Raw genomic sequence first — 24,407 nt, 5'->3', positions numbered from 1 at the left:
CAGCACAGCCGACGACACAGGGGGAGGGCCGATGGGAATCGCCATCTGCTCGTTGAAGTGGGACGCCGCACGCACCGGGCCGCAGAAGATCAAATACGACAGCGACGGCTACCACCTCGTGCGTTTTCCGTACGAGCACGCTGAGGAGTCGTACGACCCGTGGCACATGCACGATCCCGCCAAGGGCGCCACCAGCCCGTCCCGGTTCCCCGACCCGCGCTCCGGGCTCATATGGCCGAGCCACGACGGCTGGGGCACCCTGTCGGCGATGATCTTCTGGGAGCCGAACTCCCGCGCCACCGAGCACCGCGCGCGCTATGTGCGCGATCCGCTCGGCGACTCCACGGGGTACGACTCCACGGCCACCATCGACTGGGCGACCACCAGGGGCGGGCAGTACCGCACGCACACCTGGCAGATGTTCGTCCACCCGCGGACACCGGTCGGCCTGAAGATATCGGCACGCGGCGCGGGCGACGTGAAGATCGCCGCGCCGCTCATGTTCGCCGAGTTCAAGCTGGCCATACAGACGGACGTGGTGAGGCCCTAGCCGCCGGGAGCGCGTCTCCCGGCGTCACGCGGACACCAGGGGCCGTTCCCGCAGCGAGCGCGCCCGTGCCATCGCCGCGGGCGTGAGCACCGGGTCCGGCACCACGATTCCGCAGCCCGTGCAGACGGCGCCCGAAGAGGGCTCGTGCGCCAGGCCGTGCGTCCAGACGAGACCGGAGCGGGTGCACACCGGGCAGACCGTGCCCGGCTCCCGCTCCAGCGCCGCGATCAGCCGCCTCAGGACCTCGGCGAGCGGTTCGGAGGGGTGGACACCGGGGTCGTCGCACCAGGCGACCCCGAACCCTCCCCAGGTGCAGCGGTGCCAGTCGTCCACGCTGCCGGGCCGGCGCAGCCCGTCGTGCTTCTCCTTGCGGCGGCGCTCCGCGAAGCCCTGCTCGTAGGCGAGCCAGACCGCTCGCGCCGCTTCCAGTTCATCGAGCGCGGCCACGAGCCGCGCCGGGTCGGGCGACCGGTCCTCGGGCCCGAAGCCCGCCCGGGAGCACAGATGGTCCCAGGTCGCCCGGTGGCCGTAAGGGGCGAATCTCTCCAGGCACTTGCGCAGTGAGTACCGTCGCAGTGCCAAATCGCTCAGCGGATCACGCACCTGTCTCGCGAGACTCCGGAATCCGGCCATCGCCCTGCACCTCCGTCGCACGTTCTCGGACGTTGCCGAGTAGACGTATCGACTTGCGATTCGGCTCCCTCGGTATCCATTCGATTTTCGATGGACGACATAAGACGGCGGTGAGCTGTAGCTATGTGGCGGTTCTGAAAAAGCGACGCATGCTCATCTTCCCGGTTCGGCAACCCGCCAGTAACCTCCGCCTCAACTCCACCCCACAGGAGCACAAGCGGAGCCCAGAGGAGCACACATGCGACGACGCATCGTCCGGCTCAGAACCCTCACCGCCACAGCGGCACTCGCGCTCGCCGCCTCCCTCCTCACGCCGCAGCCGGGGAGCGCCGCCGACGAACCGCCACCGGCCGCCGACTACTGCGAGGGGCAGTGCGCGGACATCCTGCCACCCGGCGCGAACGGCAACGCCACGCTCGCCGAGATACTCGCCCACCGCGTCTTCGGTACTCAACCGGCGCACGCGGACGACCAGTTGGGCCCGTATGACGCGCTCTCCGCAGGCTATCCGTCCCTCACCGACGACAAGCTGACGGAGTTCTTCAACGACGCGTCCTTCGGCGTACGCGACGGCCAGGTCGCCTCCGTCACCAAACCGCGCGACGACGTGACGATCACCCGGGACAAGAAGTACGGCATCCCGCACATCAAGGGCTCCACGCGCTACGGCACCGAGTTCGGCGCGGGCTTCGCGGCCGGCCAGGACCGGCTCTGGCTCATCGACCTGTTCCGGCACATCGGCCGCGGCCAGCTGACCTCCTTCGCGGGCGGGGCCCTCGCCAACCAGGGCCTGGAGCAGCAGTTCTGGCCGCAGGCCCCGTACACCGAGAAGGACCTGGAGAAGCAGGTCGAGTACATCAGGACGACGCAGGGCGAGCGCGGCAAGCAGGCGATGGAGGACGCGCAGGCCTATGTCGACGGGCTCAACGCCTACCGCGTGAAGTCGAAGAACGGCCGCTACTTCCCCGGTGAGTACGTCCTCACCGGAAAGATCGACGCGATCACCAACATCGGCGAGATCGAGCCCTTCAAGGTCACCGACATGATCGCGCTCGCGTCCGTCGTCGGCGGGCTCTTCGGCAACGGCGGCGGCGGAGAGGTCGACGCCGCGCTCTCGCTGCTCAAGGCCCAGGAGAAGTACGGCGTCGAGAAGGGCACGAAGGTCTGGGAGTCCTTCCGCGCCCGCAATGACCCCGAGGCGGTCCAGACGATCCACGACGGCACGAGCTTCCCGTACGCGGGCAAGCCGGAGAACGCGCGCGGTACCGCGATGCCCGACCCCGGCTCGGTCGAGCGCGAACAGCTCGTGTACGACCGCGAGGGCGGGGCCAAGACGGCCGCCAAGGACCCGGTGAAGGCACCCCGGAAGCTCAAGCCGCTCCAGGGGATGTACGACAAGGGCGTCCTGCCCTCGGATTTCTTCAAGCGGGACGGCCAGAGGAAGGGCATGTCGAACGCTCTCGTCGTCTCCGGGAAGCACACCGCGAGCGGCAATCCGGTCGCCGTCTTCGGCCCGCAGACCGGCTACTTCGCCCCGCAGCTCCTCATGCAGCAGGAACTCCAGGGCCCCGGCATCAGCGCGCGCGGCGTCTCCTTCGCGGGCGTCGGCATGTACGTCCAGCTGGGGCGCGGCCAGGACTACGCCTGGTCGGCGACCTCCGCAGGGCAGGACATCACCGACACGTACGCCGTCGAGCTGTGCGAACCGGGCGGCGGCGCCCCCACCAAGCAGTCCGCCCACTACCTCCACCACGGCACCTGCACCCCCATGGAGAAGATGGAGCGCAAGAACGCCTGGAAGCCGACCCTCGCCGACTCCACGGCCGCGGGCTCCTACCGCATGCAGGTGTTCCGCACGAAGTACGGCGTCGTGACGCACCGCGCGAGCGTCGAGGGCAAACCCGTCGCGTACGTCTCGCTGCGCTCCACCTACCGCCACGAGGCCGACTCGATCATCGGCTTCCAGATGCTGAACGACCCCTCGTACGTCAAGGACGCGGCCACCTTCAAGAAGGCCGCCGAGAACATCAGCTACGCCTTCAACTGGTTCTACGCCGACTCGCGCGACACCGCGTACTACAACAGCGGCGCCAACCCCGTGCGCGCGAAGGACATCGACCCGGCCCTGCCCGTCAAGGCACAACAGGCGTACGAATGGCGGGACTTCGACCCGGAGAACAACACCTCGGCGCAGACGCCGGCCGCCGAGCACCCGCAGTCCGTCAACCAGGACTACTACATTTCCTGGAACAACAAACAGGCCAAGGACTTCAGTGCGGCGGGCTTCGGGCTGAGCGCCGTGCACCGCGGTGACCTGCTCGACGGACGGGTCAAGAAGCTCACCGAACGGGGCGGCGTCACGCGGGCCGAGCTGACGCAGGCCATGTCCGAGGCGGCGGTCACCGACCTGCGCGGCGAGCAGGTGCTTCCCGAGCTCCTGAAGGTGGTGCGCAGCAAGCCAGTCACCGATCCGCGCCAGGCCGAGGCCGTACAGCGGCTTGAGGCCTGGCAGCGGGACGGGGCACAGCGCAACCAGACGGCGGCGGGCTCCAAGAAGTACGCCCACCCCGACGCCGTACGCATCATGGACGCCTGGTGGCCCCTCCTGATCGAGGCCGAGTTCAAGCCGGGCATGGGCAAGGATCTCTACGACTCGCTGACGGCGCAGCTCGGCACCGACGAGGCGCCGTCGGCCGGGCACGGCCCGACCGGCGCGCACGCCGGATCGGCCTTCCAGTACGGCTGGTGGGGCTTCGCGGACAAGGACCTGCGGTCCGTGCTCGGCGAGCCCGTGAAGGGCGGGCTCGGCGAGAAGTACTGCGGCGCGGGGAAGCTGGACGCGTGCCGTGACGCGCTCCTGACCACCCTCACGCAGGCCGCCGCCAAGCCCGCGAACGAGGTCTACCCCGGCGACGAGAGCTGCTCGGCGGGCGACCAGTGGTGCGCGGACTCGGTCATCCACCGGGCGCTCGGCGGCATCACGCACGGGCCGGTCCAGTGGCAGAACCGGCCCACGTACCAGCAGGTCGTCGAGTTCCCCCGGCACCGCTAGCGGCAGGGGCGTTCAGCGACGGGCGATCCGCCCTGCGGCGAACACGACACGCGCCAGTTCCTCGTGGCAGATGTCGCTGTGCGCGCCGGAGGGCGGACCGCCGCGCCGCACCACGGCCGACACGTCGACGCTCACGCACCCCTTGGCGGGGATGGCCCGGCCCAGCTTGACGCGCTTGGCGCCGTCCACCGCCCGGATGCCGTCGTACCCGATGGCGCCCCAGCGTTCCCACAGACCGAGGAAGGTCGAGGAGTCCCCGGCGAGCTTCGACGCCAGGGGGTAGATCTTGCCCAGGGCGTCGTCGTGGCGGGAATGGCAGGACACCAGCGGGCCGTCGATCCGCCGCTGCATTCCGTTGAGGGCGCCGCTGCGGGAGGGGGCGTGCGGCAGGCGCTTGGAGAACGCGTAGTGCGAGAAGGCCCCCTGGAGCAGCGTCGTGGACTTCACGGTGCGCACCGGAGCGGGCATCCCGCGCAGCGCGTACGACACGAGCCGCGCACCGAAGCTGTGCCCGATGAGATGCACCCGCACGTCCGGCGCCTCGCGGGCGAGCAGCCCGATCGCCGGACCGAGGCCCAGCTGGCCGACCGATCCCGCCCGGCGCTTCATGGCGTAGTAGCTGGCCTGGCGCAGGAGTTCGTGCGCCCCGTTCCACAGGCGTTTGCGCAGGCTGCCGAAGAGCTCCTGCTGCCCGGTCTCCTCCATCGCGGCGGCGAACACCTGGCACACCTCGACGGCGTCGTCGGTGAGCATGGCGGGCTCGCCCGTCCAGATGTCGTTGGCGAAGCGCTGGGCCGCGCTGTTCTGGTGCACGGCCACCAGGTTGCGTACGAGGCGTCCGTACTCGTAGAGGCGCGTGGGCACCTCGGAGCGGTCGGCGAGGAGCGCGCCGATCCGTCGCAGTTCGGCTCCGCCGTCGGGAAACGTTCCTGCAAGCAGGCGCATGGTCGGTTCGTCGAGCAGGGGGCCCGCGCCCGGCACGGGTCCGGGACCGGTGGCCGTCACCGAGGGTTCGAAGTCGGGGATGCGTTCGTCGGGGAAGCGGATGGCGGGCCAGAGCACGCCCACATAACCCAGGCGCACGCGCGGGCCCGCGAGTTCCCGGCACGGCGCGAAGAAGCGCCGGTAGAGGTCGGTGGCCATGTCTTGGTCGTTGTTCCAGCCGTGCGCCAGGACGAGGAGATCGGTGATGCGCTCGCGGCCCGCCTCGGCGAGGAGGCGGTCACGCTGCGTGGTGTTGACGTCCCCGTCGGCGTCGAAGGTCAGTTCCCAGTAGGGCTCCACGCGGTCATCGTCCTGCGGCGCCGGTGTACTGACCAGATGTCCCGCAGGGGAAGCTACGCCAGTTCCCGCTCGCGCGTTTCCGGCAGCGCGAGAACACACACCAGGGACACGACCGCCATGGCGCTCACGTACCAGCCCACCGAAGAGGAGCCGAACGCGGACTGCAGCCGGGTCGCCACCAGCGGCGAGACCGCGCCGCCGAGCACGCCGCCCAGGTTGTAGGCGAGCGAGGCGCCCGAGTAGCGCACGTTCGTGCCGAACAGCTCCGGCAGGTAGGCGCCCATCGGCCCGTACACCACACCCATGCAGAACAGCGCGCCGCCGAGCGCGAGCGCCATGAGCACCGGCTGCTCGGTGTCCAGGAGCGGGAAGAGCACCAGGCCCCACACCACCGCGAGGCCGGCGCCCGCGAGGACCAGTTTGCGGCGGCCCGCACCGTCGGAACGGGTCGCGGCGAGCCAGGTGCCGGCCGCCAGGAAGAGACAGGCGATCAGGGAGAGGCCCAGCATGGTGTTGCGGGAGACGCCCAGGGTGCCGGTGGAGTAGGCGAGGCAGTACGTCGTCGCCGTGTAGAAGAGGCCGTACGCCACGATCATCCCGCCCGCGCCGAGCAGCAGTTCGCGCGGGTGGCGCCGCAGGACGTCGAGCGTGGGGACCTTGCTGGCCTCCTGCGCCTCCATGACCTTCGCGAAGACCGGCGTCTCGCTGATGCGCAGCCGTACGAAGAGCCCGACGCCGACGAGCAGGAAGGAGAGCAGGAACGGCACGCGCCAGCCCCAGGAGCGGAACGCGTCGTCGGACAGGACGGAGGAGAGCAGCCAGAAGACGCCGGTCGCCGCGAAGAACCCGACGGACGGGCCGAGTTGCGGGAAGGCGGCATACAGCCCGCGCTTCTTCTTGGGCGCGTGCTCCACCGCGAGCAGCGCGGCCCCGCCCCACTCGCCGCCGAGGCCGATGCCCTGGAGGAAGCGCAGCAGGATCAGCAGGACCGGCGCCCAGACGCCCAGCGTGCCGTAGCCGGGCAGGAGCCCCACCAGCGCCGTCGAAAGCCCCATGAGCAGCAGCGAGGCCACGAGCACCGACTTGCGCCCGACCCGGTCGCCGAAGTGCCCGAAGACCACGGAGCCGATGGGCCGCGCCGCGAACGCCACCGCGTAGGTGGAGAAGGAGGCAAGGGTGGCGTTGACGGGGTCCAGGGTCGGGAAGAACGCCTCGTTGAGGACGAGGGCCGCCGCCGTGCCGTAGATGTAGAAGTCGTAGAACTCGATGGCAGTCCCGATGAAGGACGCCACGGCCACCCGGCGCATGCTCTCGGGGCTGCCGCCGTCGCCGGCCTCGCCGCCTTCTCCCCGGACCTGCTGCTTCTCTGCTGCTGTCGATTCGCTCCGCACGACCGGCACTGTCGCGTTAGATGTAGAGGGCAGTCAATACCCGGGACGGTCTGTCCCGGGTATTGAGACTCGGTCGCCGCGGCTGCTTCACCGGGACTGGCGGCGGGCCGCCGTGACGTCGTGCAGATGGACGAGGACGTCGTGCGAGGGAGCGAGCCGGATCTTGTAGGGCCCGTCCGGATACGCCGTGCCGATGCTCCGGGTCGGCCGGCCCTTGGCGAGCCACGTGCGGGCGGCGGCGGGAGCGGTCCGCATGTCCAGGAAATAGTCGTCGTGACGCACCTTGTCGAGCGTGTACTCGTTCATGCCGCGCGTCGCCGCGCCCACCGAACGCGGCTTCCACACCTCGGACTCCGCGCTCTGCGCCATGAACGACCCGCGCTCGAAGGTGAACCCGACGCTGACGTACCGCCCGCCGAGCCGGTCCCGCAGAAAGGCGCCCTGCATCTTCGGATAGCGCGGGTCATAACTCTCGTACGAAACATGGGCGTTGTGGGCCGAAAGGAGCACCTTGTCGCCGGTGTGCCGCTGCCACCAGGCGGTGTTCTGCGCCATGAGGCGGTCGCGGAAGAGCATGGCGTCCTTCTGGCCCTCGGGGGTGTCCAGGGGAAAGGCGTAGATCGTGGCGGTCTGTGAGACGGACCGGGCGTGGTGCAGCGCCATGGTGTACTCCCGGTCGGCCGACCGGGGTCGCAGGTCCTTCAGGAGCCCCAGCGCCTCCCGCGCCTTCCCGGCCAGTTTCCGCCGCTCCTCCAGGGGCCTGGCCATGTACGTGTCGCCGTCGGCGAGGCGGCGGATCGGCGCGTAGAGCTCGTCGATCCGGAGCAGCAGGGCGGGCTCGTGCGCGCGAACGTAGTCCTCGATCCCGTCGAACAACTCATGCCCGATCTCCGGGTAGTTGAGGTCGTCGCCCATGAAGCGCAGCCGACGGTCCGGGTGCTTGTCGTTGTACGCGCGCATCCACGTCAGAAGCCCGACGTACTCCTCGGTGTCCCAGGGCGTCTTGGCCAGCTCCTTGTGCACGAGCGCGCGCACGTCTCCCTCGCCCCCGCGCACGTACGCGTCGAACCGCAGCCCCGTGGTCCAGCTGACCTCCTGCGCGAAGGTGGTGAACCCCTTCTCCTCCACGAGATAGCGGAACACCCGGTCCTTCATCGTGAAGAACTCGTGCGAACCGTGGGTGGCCTCGCCCAGGCCCACCACCTTGGCGTCACCCACCATCCGGCCGAGCGGTCGCAGGTCCTTCGCGGAGCCGCCGGGGTCGGTCGAGCGCAGGGGATGGGCGGCGCGTTCGATCGCCCGGACCGGGTCCGCGGGGGCGGCCCGGGCCGTCTGGGGTGCCACAAGCACCCCGAGGCCGAGCGTGCCCGCCAATGCCAGGGGGATGGTGCGCCGTGCCGCCGATGTCATCAGGGACCTCCTCAACTCGGGTGCGGGGAGCTGGAGATCACGATTCCGGACCGCGGCGGGCACCTGCCATCCGGCAGGCACCCCTCTCGCCGGTGGGGACTGCCCCCTGCCGGTCGTGCGGGCACCGGCCGCGCACGCTCTACCGGTAGTGCGGGTACCGCCCGCGCACGCTCTACCGGTAGTGCAGATACCGCCTGCGCACGGCGCGGAAGCGTGCGAGGTCGTCCTGCCAGGCGGCCACCACCTCGTCCGTGCCCGCGCCCGCGTCGATCATGGTGCGCACCCGCGTCGTGCCCGTCAGCTTGTCGATCCAGTTGTCGGAGCGCCAGGCGAAGCCGCTCCACGCCTTCTTGGCCGTCACCAGGAGCGCGATGCCGGTGCGCACCGGGTCGTACGCCTCGCGGTCGTGCACGTGCAGCTGGACGCCGCCGATCGTCTTGCCCTGGAACTTGGAGAACGTCGGCGCGAAGTACGCCTCCCTGAAGCGCACGCCGGGCAGACCGGCGTCATTGGCGGCGACGGCCCACTTGCGGTCGATGCCCTCCGCGCCGAGCAACTCGAAGGGACGGGTCGTGCCGCGCCCCTCGGAGAGGTTCGTGCCCTCGAAGAGGCAGGTGCCGCTGTAGACCAGGGCGGTCTCCGGCGTGGGCATGTTGGGGCTCGGCGGCACCCACGGCAGCTCGGAGGCGTCGTAGAAGTCCGAGCGCTTCCAGCCCGTCATCCGTACGGTCTCCAGCTCCACGGGGCGCTCCAGGAACTCCCCGTTGAAGAGCAGCGCCAGCTCCGTCACCGTCATCCCGTGCGCCTGCGCTATCGGCTGCCGCCCGACGAACGTGGCGAACTCCTTGTGCAGGACGGGCCCGTACGCGCCGCGCCCCGTCACCGGATTCGGCCGGTCCAGGACCACGAAACGCTTGCCCGCCAGCTCCGCCGACTCCATGCAGTCGAAGAGCGTCCAGATGTACGTGTAGAAGCGCGCGCCCACGTCCTGGATGTCGAAGACGATCGTGTCGACCCCGGCGGCCGTGAAGATGTCGGCGAGCGCCTTGCCGCTCTTCTGGTACGTGTCGTAGACGGGAAGGCCGGTCGCGGGGTCGTCGTAACGCCCTTCGGAGCCGCCCGCCTGCGCCGTCCCCCGGAAGCCGTGCTCGGGGCCGAACACCGCGACCAGGTCCACGCGCTCGTCGGCGTGCATGACGTCGACGATGTGGCGCACGTCCCTGGTGATGCCCGTCGGGTTGGTGACGACGCCCACCCGCTCCCCGTCCAGGAGCGCGTAGCCGTCGGCGGCCAGGCGCTCGAAGCCGGTGCGCAGCCGCCGCCCGCCGGCTGAACCGCCGGGGCCGCCCCCGCCTCCCGCGGCGGACGCGGGGACCGCCGATGTGAGGGCCGTGGCCGTGGTGGCGGCAAGGAGGCCCCGTCTGGACAGGCTGCCTCGGGACAGGTTCATGCAGAGACCTCCGTGAGCGCGGTGGCTGTCATGGCCACGCACGCTAGCGCGCGGACCCCGCGCCGGGGAACGAACCCGGCGGCCCGACCCTCTTCCATCCGAACATACCGACTGGTTAGTCTGCGACCACATCTGCGACCACAGCGGAGCCGCAGTCGAAGGAGACTGATCGTGGAGAGCCTGCAGGACAAGGGAGTTGTCGTCACCGGTGCCGGAGGCGGGATCGGGGCCGCGCTGGCCCGCCGGTTCGCCGCCGCCGGGGCGCGCGTCGTGGTCAACGACCTGGACGCCGTCAAGGCCAAGGCGGTCGCCGACGAGATCGGCGCCGTCGCCCTGGCCGGAGACGCGTCCACGATCGTGCCGGCGGCCAGAGAGGCCCTGAGCGGGACCATCGACGTGTACTGCGCCAACGCGGGCCTCGGCTCCGGCGGCTCCGAGGCCGCCCCCGAGGAGGTCTGGGCCACCGCCTGGGACGTCAACGTCATGGCCCACGTCCGGGCGGCGCACGCGCTGATCCCCGAGTGGCTGGAGCGCGGCAGCGGCCGCTTCGTCTCCACCGTGTCGGCGGCGGGCCTGCTCACCATGATCGGCGCCGCGCCCTACAGCGTCACCAAGCACGGCGCGTACGCCTTCGCCGAGTGGCTCTCGCTCACCTACCGCCACCGCGGGATCGACGTCCACGCGATCTGCCCGCAGGGCGTGCGCACCGACATGCTCGCCGCCACCGGCACCGCGGGCGACCTCGTGCTCACGCCGACCGCGATCGAGCCGGACGCCGTCGCCGACGCGCTCTTCGCCGGGATGGCGGAGAACCGCTTCCTGATCCTGCCGCACCCCGAGGTCGCCGAGTACTACCGCATTCGCGCCGCCGAGCCGGACAAGTGGCTGACCGGCATGAACCACCTCCAGCAGAAGTGGGAGGCGGCGGAGCGGTGAGCGATTCCTCCACGGCCGCCGGTGCCTCCATCTACGCCGCCAAGCCCTGGCTCGACCGGCTCTCCGAGGCCCAGCGCGCCCCGATCGAGCCCGCGGCCTCCGTCGTGCACGCCTTCCGTGCCTCGGTGCTCAGGGCCCCCGAACACACGGCCCTCGCCTATTTCGACGGTCGCCTGAGCTACCGCGAGGTGGACGCACTCTCCGACTCCGTCGCCGGGTACCTCGCCGCGCGCGGGCTGGCGCGGGGCGACCGTGTCGCGATCCTCCTGCAGAACACCCCGCACTTCGTGATCGCGCTGCTCGGCGCGTGGAAGGCGGGCGCCACGGTCGTGCCGGTCAACCCCATGTACAAGTCGGCGGAGGTCGGGCACGTCCTCGCGGACGCCGACGTGACCGCGCTGATCTGCTCGGACCGCGCCTGGGAGACGTATCTGCGCGAGACGGCCGCGGCCTCTCCGGTCCGCGTCGTGCTCACCGCCTGCCAGCTCGACCTGCAATCCCGCAACGACACCCGCGTCCTCGATTTCGAGCGCCTCCCGCAGGCCGCCGACGCCGACGACCTGGTCACGGTCGCCCGGCAGGGGCTCGCGGCGCCCGGAGACCGGGTGCTCGGTCCGTCCGACGTCGCCCTGATCAGCTACACCTCGGGCACGAGCGGCACCCCCAAGGGCGCCATGAACACCCACGGCAACATCACCTACAACGCCGAGCGGCAGCGCACGGGCTCCGGCATCCCGGAAGGCGCCTGCTACTTCGCGATGGCGCCGCTCTTCCACATCACCGGCATGGTCGCGCAGGTCGCCGCCTGTCTGACCAACGCGGGCACGCTCGCGCTCGCGTACCGCTTCGAGGCCGGGGTCGTCCTCGACGCCTTCGCCGAGCACAAGCCGGCGTACACGGTCGGCCCCTCCACGGCTTTCATGGCGCTCGCCGCCCACCCCGCCGTGACGCGGGAGCACTTCGACTCCTTCCTGATGATCTCCTCGGGCGGCGCGCCGCTGCCGCCCGCCCTGGTCGAGAAGTTCCGCGCGGGCTTCGGCCCCTACATCCACAACGGCTACGGACTCACCGAGTGCACCGCGCCCTGCGCCTCCGTGCCGCCGGGCCAGGAGGCGCCGGTCGACCCGGTGTCCGGCACGCTGGCCGTCGGTGTGCCCGGCCCGGAGACGGTCGTCAGGATCGTCGACGACCTGGGCGCGGACGTCCCCTTCGGCGAGCAGGGCGAGATCACCGTGCGCGGGCCGCAGGTCGTGCCCGGCTACTGGAACCGCCCGGACGCCACGGACGAGGCGTTCCCCGGCGGCGAGCTGCGCACCGGCGACATCGGCTTCATGGACGCCGAGGGGTGGCTCTATGTGGTGGACCGCAAGAAGGACATGATCAACGCGTCGGGTTTCAAGGTCTGGCCCCGTGAGGTGGAGGACGTCCTCTACAGCCACGCGGCCGTCCGCGAGGCGGCCGTGATCGGTGTCCCGGACAGCTACCGCGGCGAGACGGTCAAGGCCTTCGTCAGCTTGCGCCCGCAGGCCGACGTCGCGCCGGACGACCTGGCGGCGTACTGCAAGGAACGGCTCGCGGCGTACAAGTACCCCCGCGCGGTCGAGATCCTGCCGGAGCTGCCGAAGACCACAAGTGGGAAGATCCTCCGGCGGGAACTGCGTTCCCGCAACGACGCGGGCTCTCGGCACGACGAGAGCCAGTAACCCCGAAAGGCAGGTGGCGGCAGTGGCAGCCAGGACGACGGACGGTGACGGCACGCCCGTCCCGCAGCGGCTGCTCGCCGCCGCCACGCGGCTCTTCGCCGACCGCGGCTACGACCGCACGTCGGTGCAGGAGATCGTGGAGTCGGCAGGCGTCACCAAAGGCGCGCTGTACCACTACTTCGGCTCCAAGGACGATCTGCTGCACGAGGTGTACGCGCGTGTCCTGCGCGTCCAGCAGGAGCGGCTCGACGCCTTCGCGAACGCCGACGCCCCCATCGAGCAGCGGGTGCGGGACGCGGCGGCCGACGTGGTGGTCACGACCATCGACAACCTCGACGACGCCTCGATCTTCTTCCGCTCCATGCACCACCTGAGCCCCGAGAAGAACAAGCAGGTGCGCTCCGAGCGCCGCCGCTACCACGAGCGGTTCCGCGCCCTGATCGAGGAGGGCCAGGACGCCGGCGTCTTCTCCAAGGCGACCCCCGCGGACCTGGTGGTGGACTACCACTTCGGCTCCGTCCACCACCTGTCCACGTGGTACCGCCCGAACGGCCCGCTCACCCAGCAGCAGGTCGCCGACCACTTGGCGGACCTGCTGCTGAGGGCGCTGCGGCCGTAGCGGCCCCTACAGGTACTTCTTCAGCTCCCGGCGGGCCAGCGACCGCTGGTGCACCTCATCCGGGCCATCCGCCAGACGCAGAGTCCTCGCAGACGCCCACAGCTCGGCGAGCGGGAAGTCCTGACTGACACCGCCCGCGCCGTGCAGCTGGACGGCCTGGTCGAGGATGTCGACGACCGTGCGCGGGGTGGCGATCTTGATGGACTGGATCTCCGTGTGCGCGCCCTTGTTGCCCACGGTGTCCATCAGCCACGCGGTCTTCAGGACGAGGAGCCGAAGCTGCTCCACCGCGACCCGGGCGTCGGCGATCCACTCCTGTACGACACCCTGCTGGGCCAGCGGCTTGCCGAAGGCCGTACGCGCCACCGCACGCCGGCACATCAGCTCGATGGCACGCTCGGCCATGCCGATCAGGCGCATGCAGTGGTGGATGCGGCCGGGGCCGAGCCGCGCCTGGGCGATGGCGAAGCCGCCGCCCTCCTCGCCGATCAGGTTGCTCACGGGGACCCTGGCGTGGTCGAAGACGACCTCCGCGTGCCCGCCGTGGGAGTGGTCCTCGTAGCCGTACACCTGCATCGCGCGCCGCACCTCGACACCCGGGGTGTCGCGCGGCACGAGCACCATGGACTGCTGACGGCGCGGGTCGGCGCCCTCGGGGTCCGTCTTGCCCATCAGGATGAAGATCTGGCAGTCCGGGTTCATGGCCCCGGAGATGTACCACTTGCGCCCCGTGATGACGTACTCGTCACCTTCGCGCTCGATCAGCGTGGTGATGTTCGTGGCGTCGGACGAGGCCACCTCCGGCTCGGTCATCGCGAACGCCGAGCGGATCTCGCCGGCGAGCAGCGGCTCCAGCCACTGCTTCTGCTGCTCGGCGTTGCCGAACTGGGCGAGCACCTCCATGTTGCCGGTGTCCGGGGCCGCGCAGTTCAGCGCGGTGGGCGCCAGATGCGGGGAGCGCCCGGTGATCTCGGCGAGGGGGGCGTACTGGAGGTTGGTGAGCCCGGCGCCGTGCTCGGCGTCGGGAAGGAAGAGGTTCCACAGGCCCTGCTTGCGGGCCTCGTTCTTCAGCTCGCCGACGATGGCCGGGGTGTCCCAGGGCGAGTCGAGGAGAGCGCGCTGCTCCTCGGCGACCTTCTCCGCCGGGTAGACGTGCTCGTCCATGAAGGTCAGGAGCCTGTCGCGCAGCTCCTCGGTGCGGGCGTCGAATGCGAAGTCCATGGCTGTCTCAGCCTTCCTGTCGTCCCTGGAGGGTGGTGAGGCCGTGCTCGATGAAGACGGGGACCAGCTCCCCGATGCGGTCGAAGCCCGCGCCGACCGTCTGGCCGAGCGTGTACCGGTAGTGGATGCCCTCCAGGATCACGGCGAGCTTGAACCACGCGAACGCCGTGTACCAGGAGACCGCGGAGACGTCGCGCCCCGAGCGCGCGGCGTACCGCTCGACCAGCTCGGCGGCGTCCGGGTGCCCGGGTGCGCCCGCCGTGGTGCTGATGGGGGAGTCGGGCAGCTCCAGCCTGGTGCTGTACATGACGAGCAGACCCAGGTCGGTGAGCGGATCGCCGAGGGTGGACATCTCCCAGTCGAGGATCGCCTTGATCCGGTCGTCGTCGCCGATCAGTACGTTGTCGAGGCGGTAGTCGCCGTGCACGACGGTGGCCGCGGGCGACGCCGGCAGCCGCCGGCCCAGAGCGGCGTGCAGCTCGTCGATCCCCGCGAGGTCGCGGTTGCGCGAGGCGTCCAACTGCTTGCCCCAGCGGCGCAGCTGCCGGTCGAGGAAGCCGTCGGGGCGCCCGAAGTCACCGAGGCCGACCGCTCCGGGGTCCACGGAGTGCAGGTCGACGAGGGTGTCGACGAGGCCGGTGACCGCGGCCCGGGTGCGCTCGGCGCCCAGCGGGGCAAGCTCCTCGGCGGTGCGGTACGGAGTGCCGTCCACGAACTCCATGACGTAGAAGGACGCACCGATCACGGCGTCGTCCTCGCAGAGCAGCAGCGGCGCCGGTACCGGCACGTCGGTGCCGTGCAGCGCGCTGATCACCCGGTGTTCGCGCTTCATGTCGTGCGCGGTCGCGAGCACGTGCCCCAGCGGTGGCCGCCGTACGACCCAGCGCGTCGCGCCGTCCGTCACGGCGTACGTGAGGTTCGACCTGCCGCCCTCGATGAGCCGGGCGGTGAGCGGCCCGCCCACGAGGCCCGGCCGCTCGCGGTCCAGATGGCCGCGCAACTGGTCGAGATCGAGGCCTGGTGGATGGTCTGAGCTCATCTTCGCTCCTGGTCGGACGGTCGTCGTCGGATGCCGCGCTGCGTCGCGCTGACGTTCATGATGCCGACCAGTCGGTATGTAGTCCAGAGCGCAGGGCGAACGTGATCGGGGTCGCGGTGGCGCCAGGCCCCCCGGGCAACGACCCCCGGACAAGACGATCCCCCGCCGCGGACCGCCGGTCGGCGCCCGCGCGGGGGAAGTCGGCGACGAGCCTCAGTGATCGTCCCAGTGGCCCTCGTGCGCCGCGTGCCGGTGGCCGTCGTGGACGTAGTCGACGTGGTCCCCGTGCAGCACCGAGGCGTGCCCGCAGCCCTCGCCGTGCTTGTGGTCGTGGCCCTCGTGGACGGCGTGCTCCGCGGGCTCGCACTCGTCCCAGTGGCCGGAGTGCAGGCGGTGCATGTGACCGTCGTGCGCGTAGTCGACGTGGTCGCCGTGCGGCACCTCGGCGTGTCCGCAGGCCGGGCCGTGGACGTGCTCGTGTACGGGGTGTTCGTGGTGGAGCGTGGTCATGGCGCGTGCACCTTCTGTGGGAGCTGCGGTAGGGGGGTGACCCTCTCAGGCTAGTACTCGATGCCCGTTTGATGGGGATATGGAAGCCTTGTTGATGTTTCAGCTTCCGACCACCGCCCCACCCCCACGCGGGCCGTCCCACGAAGGCGCTCCCCATGAAGCCGATACCGAAGCCGACACCGAAGCCGACCCCATGAAGGCGATCAGCTACCTCCACTACGGAGGACCCGAAGTCCTGGAGTACGGCGATGTGCGCGATCCCAAGGTCGGCCCCGACTCCGTCCTGGTGAAAGTCCGCGCCGCGTCGGTCAATCCCGTCGACTGGAAGTGCATGGCCGGTCACCTCGACGCCATCCTCGACCCCGTCTACCCGGTGATCCCCGGCTGGGACGTCGCGGGCGTCGTGGTGCAGCCGGGCGTCGCCGTCCCGGAGTACGCGGTGGGGGACGAGGTCATCGGTTACGTACGCGAGGACTTCCTCTCGCGCGGCACCTTCGCCGAGTACGTCGCGGCCCCGGTGCGCACCCTCGCCCGCAAGCCGCGCAACCTCACCTTCGAGGAGGCGTCCGGTCTGCCGCTCGCCGGGCTCACCGCCTTCCAGGTGATCACCAAGACGCTCGCGGTGACGGAGGGCGACGTCGTCCTCGTGCACGCGGCGGCCGGCGGGGTCGGCTCGATGGCCGTCCAGCTCGCCCGGCACGCGGGCGCCCGCGTCATCGGCACCGCGAGCGAGCGCAACCACGACTTCCTGCGCGAACTCGGCGCGGAACCCATCACCTACGGCGACGGCCTCATCGAACGGGTACGGGCCCTCGCCCCGGAAGGCGTGGACGCAGCCTTCGACACGGTCGGCGGCGACACCCTCAGGGCGTCCGCCGCGCTCCTGGCGCCCGGCGGCCGTCTCGCGTCGATCGCGGACGGAGCGGTGATAGGCCTCGGCGGCCACTACTGCTTCGTGCGGCCGGACGCCGACGACCTCCAGCGCCTCGCGCAGCTCGCGGAGCAGGACGTCGTCACGGTCCACGTCTCCGAGACGTTCCCGCTGGAGCGGGCGGCGGACGCCTACCGCCTGAGCGCGGAGGGGCGTACGCGCGGCAAGATCGTCGTCACGGTGGACTGGACGTCCGAGGACGGGCCCGCCGGGCACTGAGGGCGCTGTGGGGATCGTGTGCTCAGAACACCATGGCCGTCGCGCACACCGCGAGCGCCATCGTGCACAGCGCGGCCGTCGCCGCGGCCCGCGCAGGGAGCCGCGACGGCCGGTTGGTGGCCGCGAGGTCGGTCATCCTGCGGTGCGCCACACCCAGGAACCCGAGCCACAGCAGCAGACAGAGGGCGCAGGCGACGACGGCCACCGCGCCGGTGCCCTCCTGCAACGCGGCCCGCGCGGCGAGGACCGCGGCGACGGTGCAGGACAGGGTCGTACGTCGCCACGCGAGCCGCGTGCGCTCCGGCTGCAGCCCCGGATCACGCTCCGGCACCCGCACGTCGCCCCGGTCCGTCACCCCTCCCACCCGAAGAGCACGACGACGACCATGGCGAGCGCCACGACCGCCACGGCCAGGCTCAGGACGGTCGGAAAGCGCGAGACGGGCAGATCCTCGCCGCGCCGCATCGCCCGTTCGCAGCGCACCCAGTGATTGACCGCGCGCAGGGAGCTGAGCACGCCCGCGGCGAGCAGGGCGAGGGCGAGCCCGATGCGCCACCCCCAGCGCAGGTCCGGCAGGAACTGGTCCACCGCGAAACCGCCCCCGATGAGGGCGAGCGCCGTCCGCAGCCAGGCGAGGAAGGTGCGTTCGTTGGCGAGCGAGAAGCGGTAGTCGGGGGTGTCGCCCTCGTCCCGGATCCGCTCGGGCGCGAACCACAGGCGAAGGCTTTGTACGAAATTGCTCACCAGCCGACCCTAGCTGGCGCGATATTCCCGCAGCCGCTCGTACGCCGCGAGCCCGTCCGGCACCCACGCCCACTCGCCGAGCCGCTCCGCCAGCTCCTCCTCGCTGAGGAAGGCGTGCCAGGCGACCTCCTCGACCTGCGGGTTCACGGGCAGGTCGCAGCGCACTTCGTAGAGGTACGACCACCAGGTGTGCCCCGCGCCGTCGTCGTAGAGGAACTTGAACAGCGGCGTGGGGCGCGGGAGTCCGTCGACCCCGAGCTCCTCCTCGGCCTCGCGCAGGGCCGCGTCGTCGTAGGACTCGCCGGCGCCGACGACCCCGCCGACGAACATGTCGTACATCGAGGGGAAGACCAGCTTGGTCGGGGTGCGCCGGTGCACGAAGACGCGGCCCTCCGCGTCCCGCGCCTGGACGAACACGCAGCGGTGGCGGAGTCCGCGCGCGTACGCCTCGCCGCGCGGGGCCTCGCCGACGACCTCGTCGTTCTCGTCGACGATGGAAAGGATCTCTTGGCTGGGGTCGGGCACGGGCCGGCTGTTCGTGGTCATACGGGAATCCAACCCCAACTCCGGACCGCCGGTCTCACTGACCCATGACGTACTTCACCGTGGGCCCCGCGGTCCAGCCGCCGTCGACGGCGAGCTCGGCGCCGGTCACGTACGACGCGGCGTCCGAGAGCAGGAAGATCATGGCGCCCGCGATCTCGTGCGGTTCGCCGACCCGGCCCATCGGGGTGTTGGGGTACTTGCCCTCGCCCTTCTCGATGCCCACCTGCGCGGTCATCGGGGTGTACGTCATGCCCGGGTGGACGGAGTTGACGCGGATGCGGGCGGTGCCGAGCTCCACGGCGCCGGTCTTGGTCAGCCCGCGGACGCCCCACTTGGAGGCGCCGTATCCGGCGGTGAGCGCCAGGCCCATGAGTCCGGCCGCCGACGAGATGTTGACGATGGAGCCGCCGCCGGCCTCCTTCATGGCCGGGATGACGCTCTTCATGCCGATGAAGACGCCGGTGAGGTTGATGTCGACGACCTTGCGGAAGTGCTCGACCGACTCCGACTCCAGGAACTGGCCGGTGGATATGCCGGCGTTGTTGACCAGGCCGTGCACCCCGCCGAACTCGCCGACCGCGAGCTCCACGACGCGCCGCCAGTCCGCCTCCGACGTCACGTCGTGGCGGGCGAAACGGGCGCGCTCGCCGAGCTCGGCGGCGGTGGCCTCGCCCTCCTTGTCCAGGACGTCGGTGAGGACGACGTTGGCGCCGGCGGCCACCGCCTGCCGCGCGGCCTCGGCGCCCAGGCCGCGGGCGGCGCCGGTGATGATGACGGTCTTGCCGGTGAGGTCGTGCGCGTCGCTCATGGTTCTCTCCGTGGGGCCGGGGCCCGCAGCAGGGCCGTGGTGGTTTCTACGAGGTCGGCGAGGAACAGTTCCTCGCCGGTCAGGGGGGTGGTGCCGGCCAGGTACTGCCCGGCGCGGTCGGCCATGGCGGCGCCGACGAGGGTGAGAACCAGGTCGAGCCGTTCGAGCCGGACCGGTTCCGGCAGCGAGCTGAGGCAGTCCTCGGCGCGGCCGATCAGCTCCCAGTAGACGGTGCCGTCGATCGTGGGGTGCGGAGTGCGGGTGCGGACGCCGCTCTCGTGGCTGAGCTGGGCGGAGATGCGCAGACAGCGGCGGCCCCGCTCGGTGCGCAGCTCGCTGGCCTCCGCCGCCACGAGGGCGGAGAGCAGCCCGCGCAGTCCGTCCGGCGCCCGTTCCAGCTCGGCGGTGAGCACCTTCTCCGTACGCGTCTGGCGCTCGGCCATGACGGCGTCCACCAGGGCGGCGCGGCTGCCGAAGTGGTACTGCACGGCCGAGGGGTTGCTCTGCCCCGCGAGCCGGACGATGTCCCGCAGCTGCGCGCCGTGCACGCCTTGGGCCGCGAACACTTCCTCGCCCGCGCGGATCAGTTTGTCGCGGGTCGCGGGTCCTGAGGTCCTGGCCATGAGCGCATGGTAATGCTGGCCATTATTAAAAGCGAGGCAGTGATCTTGAGGTTCCGGGGCCCAGACGGTTGACGCCGCTCCCGCGGTTACTCAGGATCTGAACTCACCAGTAAGTCCCTGCTGAGGAGGAACCCCCGGATGGCCCACGACGCAGACGTCATCGTGATCGGCGCGGGTCTCGCGGGCCTCGCGGCCACCGCGGAGCTCGTCGACGCGGGCCGCCGGGTCATCCTCGTCGACCAGGAGCCCGAGCAGTCGCTCGGCGGCCAGGCTCACTGGTCCTTCGGCGGGCTCTTCTTCGTCGACTCCCCGGAGCAGCGCAGGCTCCGCATCAAGGACTCGCACGCCCTGGCCCTCCAGGACTGGATGGGTACGGCCGCCTTCGACCGCCCCGAGGACCACTGGCCGCGCAAGTGGGCCGAGGCGTACGTCGACTTCGCGGCGGGCGAGAAGCGATCCTGGCTGCACCGGCAGGGGGTGCGCTTCTTCCCCGTGGTGGGCTGGGCCGAGCGCGGGGGTTACGACGCGCAGGGGCACGGCAACTCCGTGCCGCGCTTCCACATCACCTGGGGCACCGGTCCCGGCCTGGTCGCCCCCTTCGAGCGCCGGGTCCGCGAAGGCGTCGCCCGCGGCCTCGTCCAGCTCAAGTTCCGCCACCGCGTCTCGGGCCTGTCCCGCAGCGCGGGCAGCGTCGACACCGTCACCGGCGAGATCCTCGAACCCTCGGGCGTCGAGCGCGGCAAGGCCAGCAGCCGCGAGGTCACCGGGTCCTTCGAGTTCAGGGCCCAGGCGGTCATCGTCACCTCCGGCGGCATCGGCGGCAACCACGATCTCGTACGCGCCAACTGGCCCGAGCGGCTCGGCACTCCGCCCGAGCGGATGGTCTCCGGCGTGCCCGCGCACGTCGACGGCCGGATGCTCGGCATCACCGAGGAGGCGGGCGCGCGCCTCATCAACCGCGACCGCATGTGGCACTACACGGAGGGCATCCAGAACTGGAACCCCATCTGGGACAACCACGGCATCCGCATCCTGCCCGGCCCCTCGTCCCTCTGGCTCGACGCGCGGGGCGACCGCCTCCCCGTGCCGCTCTTCCCCGGCTTCGACACCCTCGGCACGCTCGAACACATCATGAAGTCGGGTTACGAATACACCTGGTTCGTGCTCAACCAGCGCATCATCGGCAAGGAGTTCACGCTCAGCGGCTCCGAGCAGAACCCCGACCTCACCGGCAAGTCCGTGCGCGGCGTCATCGACCGGGCACGCGCCGACGTGGCCGCCCCGGTGAAGGCGTTCATGGACAACGGCGCCGACTTCGTCGTGGAGAAGGACCTCTCCTCCCTGGTGCGCGGCATGAACGCGCTCACCAAGGAGCCCCTCATCGACGAGACCGCGCTGCGGCGCACGATCACCGCCCGCGACCGCGAGATCGCCAACCCCTTCACCAAGGACCTCCAGGTCACCGCGATCCACGGCGCCCGCAAGTTCCTCGGCGACCGGCTCATCAGGGCCGCCGCCCCGCACCGCATCCTCGACCCCAAGGCGGGCCCGCTCGTCGCGGTGCGGCTCAACATCCTCACCCGCAAGACCCTCGGCGGCCTGGAGACCGACCTGTCCTCGCGCGTCCTGGCCCAGGGCGGCGAACCACTGCCCGGTGTGTACGCGGCGGGGGAGGCGGCCGGTTTCGGCGGCGGGGGAGTGCACGGCTACCGCTCGCTCGAAGGCACCTTCCTCGGCGGCTGCCTCTTCTCGGGGCGCACGGCGGGCCGCGCCGCCGCCAAGTCGGTGAGCTGAAGGGCGTGTTCGCCGCGGCACGGTGTGATCGCCGCCGCTTGTCCGAATCGTGTCCTGGCGGGTAACCCCGCAGGTCGGGAGTGAATTCCGTAGATTTTGAAACGAGTTGGTGAAGGGCTTGGCCGAGGGCTGACCTTGACTGGAGGGCTACCGACCGGTTTGCTGTGCGTGATCATCCGTACGCGAGCCGCGCCGGGGAGGAAGTCCCGCGGTGTCACCACCCCCACCCCCCCTGGGCCGATCCCGCAAGCGGGCGGCCCACGCCTTCGACCCCGCGCTCGACGACGCCGAACTCGCGGGCGCCCGCACCGCACTGACCCAGGGCCGCTGGACCGAGGTCCGCGCGCTGCTCGCCGCGACCGGCGACGACTGGGACCGCAGGGGCCACCGCTTCGACGTACTCGCGCAGGAGCCGACCGCCGCCGCCTGGGTCCGTGACTGGCAGCTCGCCGAGCCGGAGAGCACCGACGCCGTCCTGCTGCTCGCCTACGCAGCCGTGCACCGCGCCCTGCGCGGCAAGGGACGCTCGGAGAAGGCCAGGGACGCCTGCCGTGAAGTGGCCGCACTGCTTCCCGCCGACCCCACGCCGTGGCTCGCGCTGCTGACCCTGGAGCGCTCCCTGGGCCGCGAGGAGGACGTGGTCCGGCTCTTCGACGCGGTGCGCCACCGGCACCCCGAGCACCACCACGCCCACCACCTGATGGTGGCCAGGCTCGCCGAGCGGCGCCCCGCGGCGGGGCAGGACCCGCTGCACGAGGTGTACGACTTCGCCGCCTGGGCCGCCGAACAGGCGCCGCAGGATTCGCCGTTGGCGGTCCTGCCCGTCGTCGCCCACGCCGAGCGCTACCGCGTCCTCGCCACCGCGGGCAGCGAGCCCGCCGACCCCGTGGCCTCCGGGCACTGGACCGGACGCCGGGCCCGCCAGGTCATGAAGGCCGCCTTCGACTGGTGGCTGGAGTGGGAGATGCCCGGCAGCCCCGGGAACACGGACCACCCGCGCTGCCGCGTCGACCTCAACTTCCTCGCCCACGCCAAGTTCTGCGAGGGCAGGGCGGCGGAATCGGCCGCGCTCTTCCACCGCATCGGACGCCACGCGACCCCAGCCCCCTGGTCGTACCCGGACCGGGACCCGTACAAGGCGTTCACCGCCGCGCGCGGCGCCGCGCTCGGCTCCGCCTGACCCACCGCACACCGACCGGCCCACCCGAAAGGACAACCGCGCCATGGCGACGGGCAGTTCGAGCAGCACGAGCGACACAAGACCCGCGAGCGAGGCCGCCGGCGGCAGCGGGATCAGTACCTACAAGGGCCAGGAGACGGCACTGCGCGCGGGCCGCCTCGGTACGGCGGGTCTCCTCCTGTCCGTGCTCGCGGCGACCGGACCGCTCATGGTCGTCGCCGGTGTCATGCCCACCACATACGGCGTGATGGGTGTCGTCGGACAGCCGCTGCTCTTCCTCATCCTCGGCGTGGTCCTCGGCCTGTTCAGCTTCGGCTACGCCGAGATGAGCCGCCACGTCCACAACGCGGGCGCCTTCTACGCGTACATATCGAGGGGCCTCGGCGGGACCGCGGGCGCGGGTGCCTCGCTCGTCGCGCTCGTGGCCTACAGCGTGCTGCAGGCGGGTCTCTACGGCCTTCTCGGCTTCGAGGTCTCCGGGCTCCTGAACACGTACTTCGACGTCGAAGTCGCCTGGTGGATACCGGCACTCGTCACCGTCGCCGTCGTCGCCGTACTCGCCTGGCTGAAGATCGACCTGAACGCGCGCGTGCTCGGCGTGCTGCTGCTGATCGAGGTGGCGCTCGTCGTCATCTTCGACATCGCGGCCATCGCGGACCCGGCCAAGGAGGGCCTGTCCCTGCACGCGTTCAACCCGGAGACCCTCACCGGCGCGGGCGTCGCCACCTCGCTCTGCTTCTGCATCGCCGCCTTCACCGGCTTCGAGCAGGCTCCCGTGTACGCGGAGGAGACCAGCCGCCCGCAGGTCGTCGTGGCCCGCGTGATGTTCTTCGCCGTCGGCTTCGTCGCGGTCTTCTTCGCCATCAGCTCCTGGGCGCTGACGGTCGCGGCGGGCCCCTCCGGCATCGTCCCCGCCGCACAGGAACAGAGCGCGGGGCTGCTCTTCGGGCTCACCGAGTCCCGGCTCGGCGGTACCTTCACCGACGTACTGCACGTCCTGTTCGTGACGGGCATGTTCGCGGCGATCCTCTCCTTCCACAACGTGGTCGCGCGCTACGCCTTCGCCATGGGCCGCGAGGGCCTGCTGCCCGCCGCCTTCGGCCGGACGAACACCTCCACCGGCGCCCCCGGCACGGGTTCGCTGCTCCAGACGATCGTCTCCGTCGTCGTCGTGATCGCGTTCGCGGTGACCGACGACGGCGAGTTCGGCGACCCGACCGCCCCGGTCCTGCACCTGTTCACCTGGGGCGGCAACGTCGGTGCCCTGGGCGTCATCCTCCTGATGGCCACGGCGTCCGTCGCCGTCATCGTCTTCTTCGTACGCCGGGGCGCGGCGCGCGTGCAGGTCTGGCGCATCACCGCGTCGGCGCTGGCCGCGGTCGGCCTGCTCGTCATCGCGGGCTACACCATCAAGGACTTCGACGTCCTGGTCGGCGCGGGCCCCGGCTCCGCGCTCAGCTGGGTGCTGCCCGGCATCATCCTGCTCGCCGCGGTGATCGGCGTGGTCTACGGCGCGATCCTGCGCTCGACCAAGCCGGAGGCGCACGCGCGGATCGGCCTGGGCAACGAGGCGTTCCAGCTGGAGAAGGCGGCCGAGGAGCCGCCCGGCCAGGTGTGAGGACCGTCCGGCCAGGTATGACGAAACGCTGACGGACACCCGCGGCCCCTGTACCCCCGGTGCCGCGGGTGCTCGAATCGGAGGGTGACGACTTCCCCTCCGCACCGGCCCGAAGAGGACCGCGGCGGCGCCCCTGTCGGCCGCCG

General features: G+C 71.1%; 22 protein-coding genes. 9 read left to right on the top strand and 13 right to left on the bottom strand.

All coding sequences use genetic code 11. The annotated features are described in order from the left end of the window. Nucleotides 1–31: 31 nt before the first annotated feature. The gene (locus tag IE226_RS20175) at nucleotides 32–550 is read left to right on the top strand and encodes a hypothetical protein (protein WP_190082685.1); all 519 of its coding nucleotides are present in this window, start codon (nucleotides 32–34) and stop codon (nucleotides 548–550) included. A 24-nt stretch (nucleotides 551–574) separates the two neighbouring features. Here IE226_RS20175 and IE226_RS20170 read toward each other — a convergent pair whose 3' ends face one another. Next, complete coding sequence (locus IE226_RS20170) at nucleotides 575–1,183, bottom strand: hypothetical protein (protein ID WP_190082684.1); 609 nt, start codon at nucleotides 1,181–1,183, stop codon at nucleotides 575–577. Between the two features lie 238 nt (nucleotides 1,184–1,421). On the opposite strand from IE226_RS20170, the gene IE226_RS20165 reads away from it, so the two are divergent. Then, entirely contained in the window at nucleotides 1,422–4,235 is a 2,814-nt protein-coding gene (locus IE226_RS20165) for a penicillin acylase family protein (RefSeq protein ID WP_190082683.1), read from the top strand. 12 nt (nucleotides 4,236–4,247) lie between these two features. Here the strand turns inward: IE226_RS20165 and IE226_RS20160 are convergent, their stop codons facing one another. The 4 genes from IE226_RS20160 to IE226_RS20145 form a co-directional block, all read right to left on the bottom strand. After that, entirely contained in the window at nucleotides 4,248–5,519 is a 1,272-nt protein-coding gene (locus IE226_RS20160) for a serine-threonine protein kinase (RefSeq protein WP_190082682.1), read from the bottom strand. A 53-nt stretch (nucleotides 5,520–5,572) separates the two neighbouring features. Beyond that, entirely contained in the window at nucleotides 5,573–6,826 is a 1,254-nt protein-coding gene (locus IE226_RS20155) for an MFS transporter (protein WP_190082805.1), read from the bottom strand. 171 nt (nucleotides 6,827–6,997) lie between these two features. Continuing rightward, nucleotides 6,998–8,320 (bottom strand): erythromycin esterase family protein, encoded by a 1,323-nt coding sequence (locus IE226_RS20150; protein WP_229871280.1) that lies wholly within the window; start codon nucleotides 8,318–8,320, stop codon nucleotides 6,998–7,000. Nucleotides 8,321–8,492: 172 nt separating this feature from the next. Next, complete coding sequence (locus IE226_RS20145; RefSeq protein ID WP_190082681.1) at nucleotides 8,493–9,770, bottom strand: exo-beta-N-acetylmuramidase NamZ family protein; 1,278 nt, start codon at nucleotides 9,768–9,770, stop codon at nucleotides 8,493–8,495. 168 nt (nucleotides 9,771–9,938) lie between these two features. Between IE226_RS20145 and IE226_RS20140 the strand changes: the two genes are divergently transcribed. The 3 genes from IE226_RS20140 to IE226_RS20130 are packed head-to-tail and all read left to right on the top strand — an operon-like array spanning nucleotide 9,939 to nucleotide 13,028. Continuing rightward, nucleotides 9,939–10,706 carry an SDR family oxidoreductase gene (locus IE226_RS20140; RefSeq protein ID WP_190082803.1) on the top strand — a complete coding sequence of 256 codons (768 nt, stop codon included), beginning with the start codon at nucleotides 9,939–9,941 and terminating at the stop codon, nucleotides 10,704–10,706. Next, a complete protein-coding gene (locus tag IE226_RS20135) occupies nucleotides 10,703–12,409 on the top strand; it encodes a class I adenylate-forming enzyme family protein (protein WP_190082680.1) in 1,707 nt (568 codons plus the stop codon). Before IE226_RS20140 ends, IE226_RS20135 begins: the two co-directional genes overlap by 4 nt. A 13-nt stretch (nucleotides 12,410–12,422) precedes the next feature. Continuing rightward, nucleotides 12,423–13,028 carry a TetR/AcrR family transcriptional regulator gene (locus IE226_RS20130; protein ID WP_190082679.1) on the top strand — a complete coding sequence of 202 codons (606 nt, stop codon included), beginning with the start codon at nucleotides 12,423–12,425 and terminating at the stop codon, nucleotides 13,026–13,028. A 6-nt stretch (nucleotides 13,029–13,034) separates the two neighbouring features. Here the strand turns inward: IE226_RS20130 and IE226_RS20125 are convergent, their stop codons facing one another. From IE226_RS20125 to IE226_RS20115, 3 genes are all read right to left on the bottom strand, one after another. Further along, nucleotides 13,035–14,249 (bottom strand): acyl-CoA dehydrogenase family protein, encoded by a 1,215-nt coding sequence (locus IE226_RS20125; RefSeq protein ID WP_190082678.1) that lies wholly within the window; start codon nucleotides 14,247–14,249, stop codon nucleotides 13,035–13,037. A 7-nt stretch (nucleotides 14,250–14,256) separates the two neighbouring features. Further along, nucleotides 14,257–15,288, bottom strand: a complete 1,032-nt coding sequence (locus tag IE226_RS20120; protein WP_190082677.1) for a phosphotransferase family protein — start codon at nucleotides 15,286–15,288, stop codon at nucleotides 14,257–14,259. A gap of 213 nt (nucleotides 15,289–15,501) precedes the next feature. Beyond that, nucleotides 15,502–15,798 (bottom strand): hypothetical protein, encoded by a 297-nt coding sequence (locus IE226_RS20115; protein ID WP_190082676.1) that lies wholly within the window; start codon nucleotides 15,796–15,798, stop codon nucleotides 15,502–15,504. A gap of 193 nt (nucleotides 15,799–15,991) precedes the next feature. On the opposite strand from IE226_RS20115, the gene IE226_RS20110 reads away from it, so the two are divergent. Beyond that, nucleotides 15,992–16,948, top strand: a complete 957-nt coding sequence (locus IE226_RS20110) for an NADP-dependent oxidoreductase (protein ID WP_190082675.1) — start codon at nucleotides 15,992–15,994, stop codon at nucleotides 16,946–16,948. A 22-nt stretch (nucleotides 16,949–16,970) separates the two neighbouring features. Here the strand turns inward: IE226_RS20110 and IE226_RS20105 are convergent, their stop codons facing one another. The 5 genes from IE226_RS20105 to IE226_RS20085 are packed head-to-tail and all read right to left on the bottom strand — an operon-like array spanning nucleotide 16,971 to nucleotide 19,669. Next, the gene (locus IE226_RS20105) at nucleotides 16,971–17,312 is read right to left on the bottom strand and encodes a DUF202 domain-containing protein (RefSeq protein ID WP_190082674.1); all 342 of its coding nucleotides are present in this window, start codon (nucleotides 17,310–17,312) and stop codon (nucleotides 16,971–16,973) included. Further along, entirely contained in the window at nucleotides 17,300–17,692 is a 393-nt protein-coding gene (locus IE226_RS20100; protein WP_190082673.1) for a YidH family protein, read from the bottom strand. Before IE226_RS20100 ends, IE226_RS20105 begins: the two co-directional genes overlap by 13 nt. Nucleotides 17,693–17,701: 9 nt before the next feature. Continuing rightward, the gene (locus IE226_RS20095; protein WP_190082672.1) at nucleotides 17,702–18,238 is read right to left on the bottom strand and encodes an NUDIX hydrolase; all 537 of its coding nucleotides are present in this window, start codon (nucleotides 18,236–18,238) and stop codon (nucleotides 17,702–17,704) included. 34 nt (nucleotides 18,239–18,272) lie between these two features. Next, nucleotides 18,273–19,046 (bottom strand): glucose 1-dehydrogenase, encoded by a 774-nt coding sequence (locus tag IE226_RS20090; RefSeq protein ID WP_190082671.1) that lies wholly within the window; start codon nucleotides 19,044–19,046, stop codon nucleotides 18,273–18,275. Further along, on the bottom strand, nucleotides 19,043–19,669 hold the full coding sequence (locus IE226_RS20085; RefSeq protein WP_190082670.1) for a TetR/AcrR family transcriptional regulator: 627 nt from the start codon (nucleotides 19,667–19,669) through the stop codon (nucleotides 19,043–19,045). The genes IE226_RS20090 and IE226_RS20085 overlap by 4 nt, the downstream gene beginning before the upstream one ends. Before the next feature lie 138 nt (nucleotides 19,670–19,807). On the opposite strand from IE226_RS20085, the gene IE226_RS20080 reads away from it, so the two are divergent. From IE226_RS20080 to IE226_RS20070, 3 genes are all read left to right on the top strand, one after another. Further along, nucleotides 19,808–21,463: an FAD-binding dehydrogenase gene (locus tag IE226_RS20080; protein WP_190082669.1), complete on the top strand. Its 1,656-nt coding sequence runs from the start codon at nucleotides 19,808–19,810 to the stop codon at nucleotides 21,461–21,463. A 211-nt stretch (nucleotides 21,464–21,674) separates the two neighbouring features. Then, nucleotides 21,675–22,643 carry a hypothetical protein gene (locus IE226_RS20075; RefSeq protein ID WP_190082668.1) on the top strand — a complete coding sequence of 323 codons (969 nt, stop codon included), beginning with the start codon at nucleotides 21,675–21,677 and terminating at the stop codon, nucleotides 22,641–22,643. A 43-nt stretch (nucleotides 22,644–22,686) separates the two neighbouring features. Next, nucleotides 22,687–24,261, top strand: a complete 1,575-nt coding sequence (locus IE226_RS20070; protein WP_190082667.1) for an APC family permease — start codon at nucleotides 22,687–22,689, stop codon at nucleotides 24,259–24,261. The last annotated feature ends 146 nt before the right edge of the window (nucleotides 24,262–24,407 follow it).

Origin of the sequence: Streptomyces longisporoflavus (assembly GCF_014649775.1) — a bacterium.
Classification (GTDB): Bacteria; Actinomycetota; Actinomycetes; order Streptomycetales; family Streptomycetaceae; genus Streptomyces; species Streptomyces longisporoflavus.
This window is presented reverse-complemented; position numbering and strand designations above follow the sequence as displayed.

What these genes read in the sequence shown, in the direction of transcription:
- IE226_RS20175 (WP_190082685.1), top strand. Translation starts at nt 32, where the DNA reads ATGGGAATCGCCATCTGCTCGTTGAAGTGGGACGCCGCACGCACCGGG.
- IE226_RS20170 (WP_190082684.1), bottom strand. Translation starts at nt 1,183, where the DNA reads ATGGCCGGATTCCGGAGTCTCGCGAGACAGGTGCGTGATCCGCTGAGC.
- IE226_RS20165 (WP_190082683.1), top strand. Translation starts at nt 1,422, where the DNA reads ATGCGACGACGCATCGTCCGGCTCAGAACCCTCACCGCCACAGCGGCA.
- IE226_RS20155 (WP_190082805.1), bottom strand. Translation starts at nt 6,826, where the DNA reads ATGCGCCGGGTGGCCGTGGCGTCCTTCATCGGGACTGCCATCGAGTTC.
- IE226_RS20150 (WP_229871280.1), bottom strand. Translation starts at nt 8,320, where the DNA reads ATGACATCGGCGGCACGGCGCACCATCCCCCTGGCATTGGCGGGCACG.
- IE226_RS20145 (WP_190082681.1), bottom strand. Translation starts at nt 9,770, where the DNA reads ATGAACCTGTCCCGAGGCAGCCTGTCCAGACGGGGCCTCCTTGCCGCC.
- IE226_RS20125 (WP_190082678.1), bottom strand. Translation starts at nt 14,249, where the DNA reads ATGGACTTCGCATTCGACGCCCGCACCGAGGAGCTGCGCGACAGGCTC.
- IE226_RS20120 (WP_190082677.1), bottom strand. Translation starts at nt 15,288, where the DNA reads ATGAGCTCAGACCATCCACCAGGCCTCGATCTCGACCAGTTGCGCGGC.
- IE226_RS20115 (WP_190082676.1), bottom strand. Translation starts at nt 15,798, where the DNA reads ATGACCACGCTCCACCACGAACACCCCGTACACGAGCACGTCCACGGC.
- IE226_RS20110 (WP_190082675.1), top strand. Translation starts at nt 15,992, where the DNA reads ATGAAGGCGATCAGCTACCTCCACTACGGAGGACCCGAAGTCCTGGAG.
- IE226_RS20095 (WP_190082672.1), bottom strand. Translation starts at nt 18,238, where the DNA reads ATGACCACGAACAGCCGGCCCGTGCCCGACCCCAGCCAAGAGATCCTT.
- IE226_RS20090 (WP_190082671.1), bottom strand. Translation starts at nt 19,046, where the DNA reads ATGAGCGACGCGCACGACCTCACCGGCAAGACCGTCATCATCACCGGC.
- IE226_RS20085 (WP_190082670.1), bottom strand. Translation starts at nt 19,669, where the DNA reads ATGGCCAGGACCTCAGGACCCGCGACCCGCGACAAACTGATCCGCGCG.
- IE226_RS20080 (WP_190082669.1), top strand. Translation starts at nt 19,808, where the DNA reads ATGGCCCACGACGCAGACGTCATCGTGATCGGCGCGGGTCTCGCGGGC.
- IE226_RS20070 (WP_190082667.1), top strand. Translation starts at nt 22,687, where the DNA reads ATGGCGACGGGCAGTTCGAGCAGCACGAGCGACACAAGACCCGCGAGC.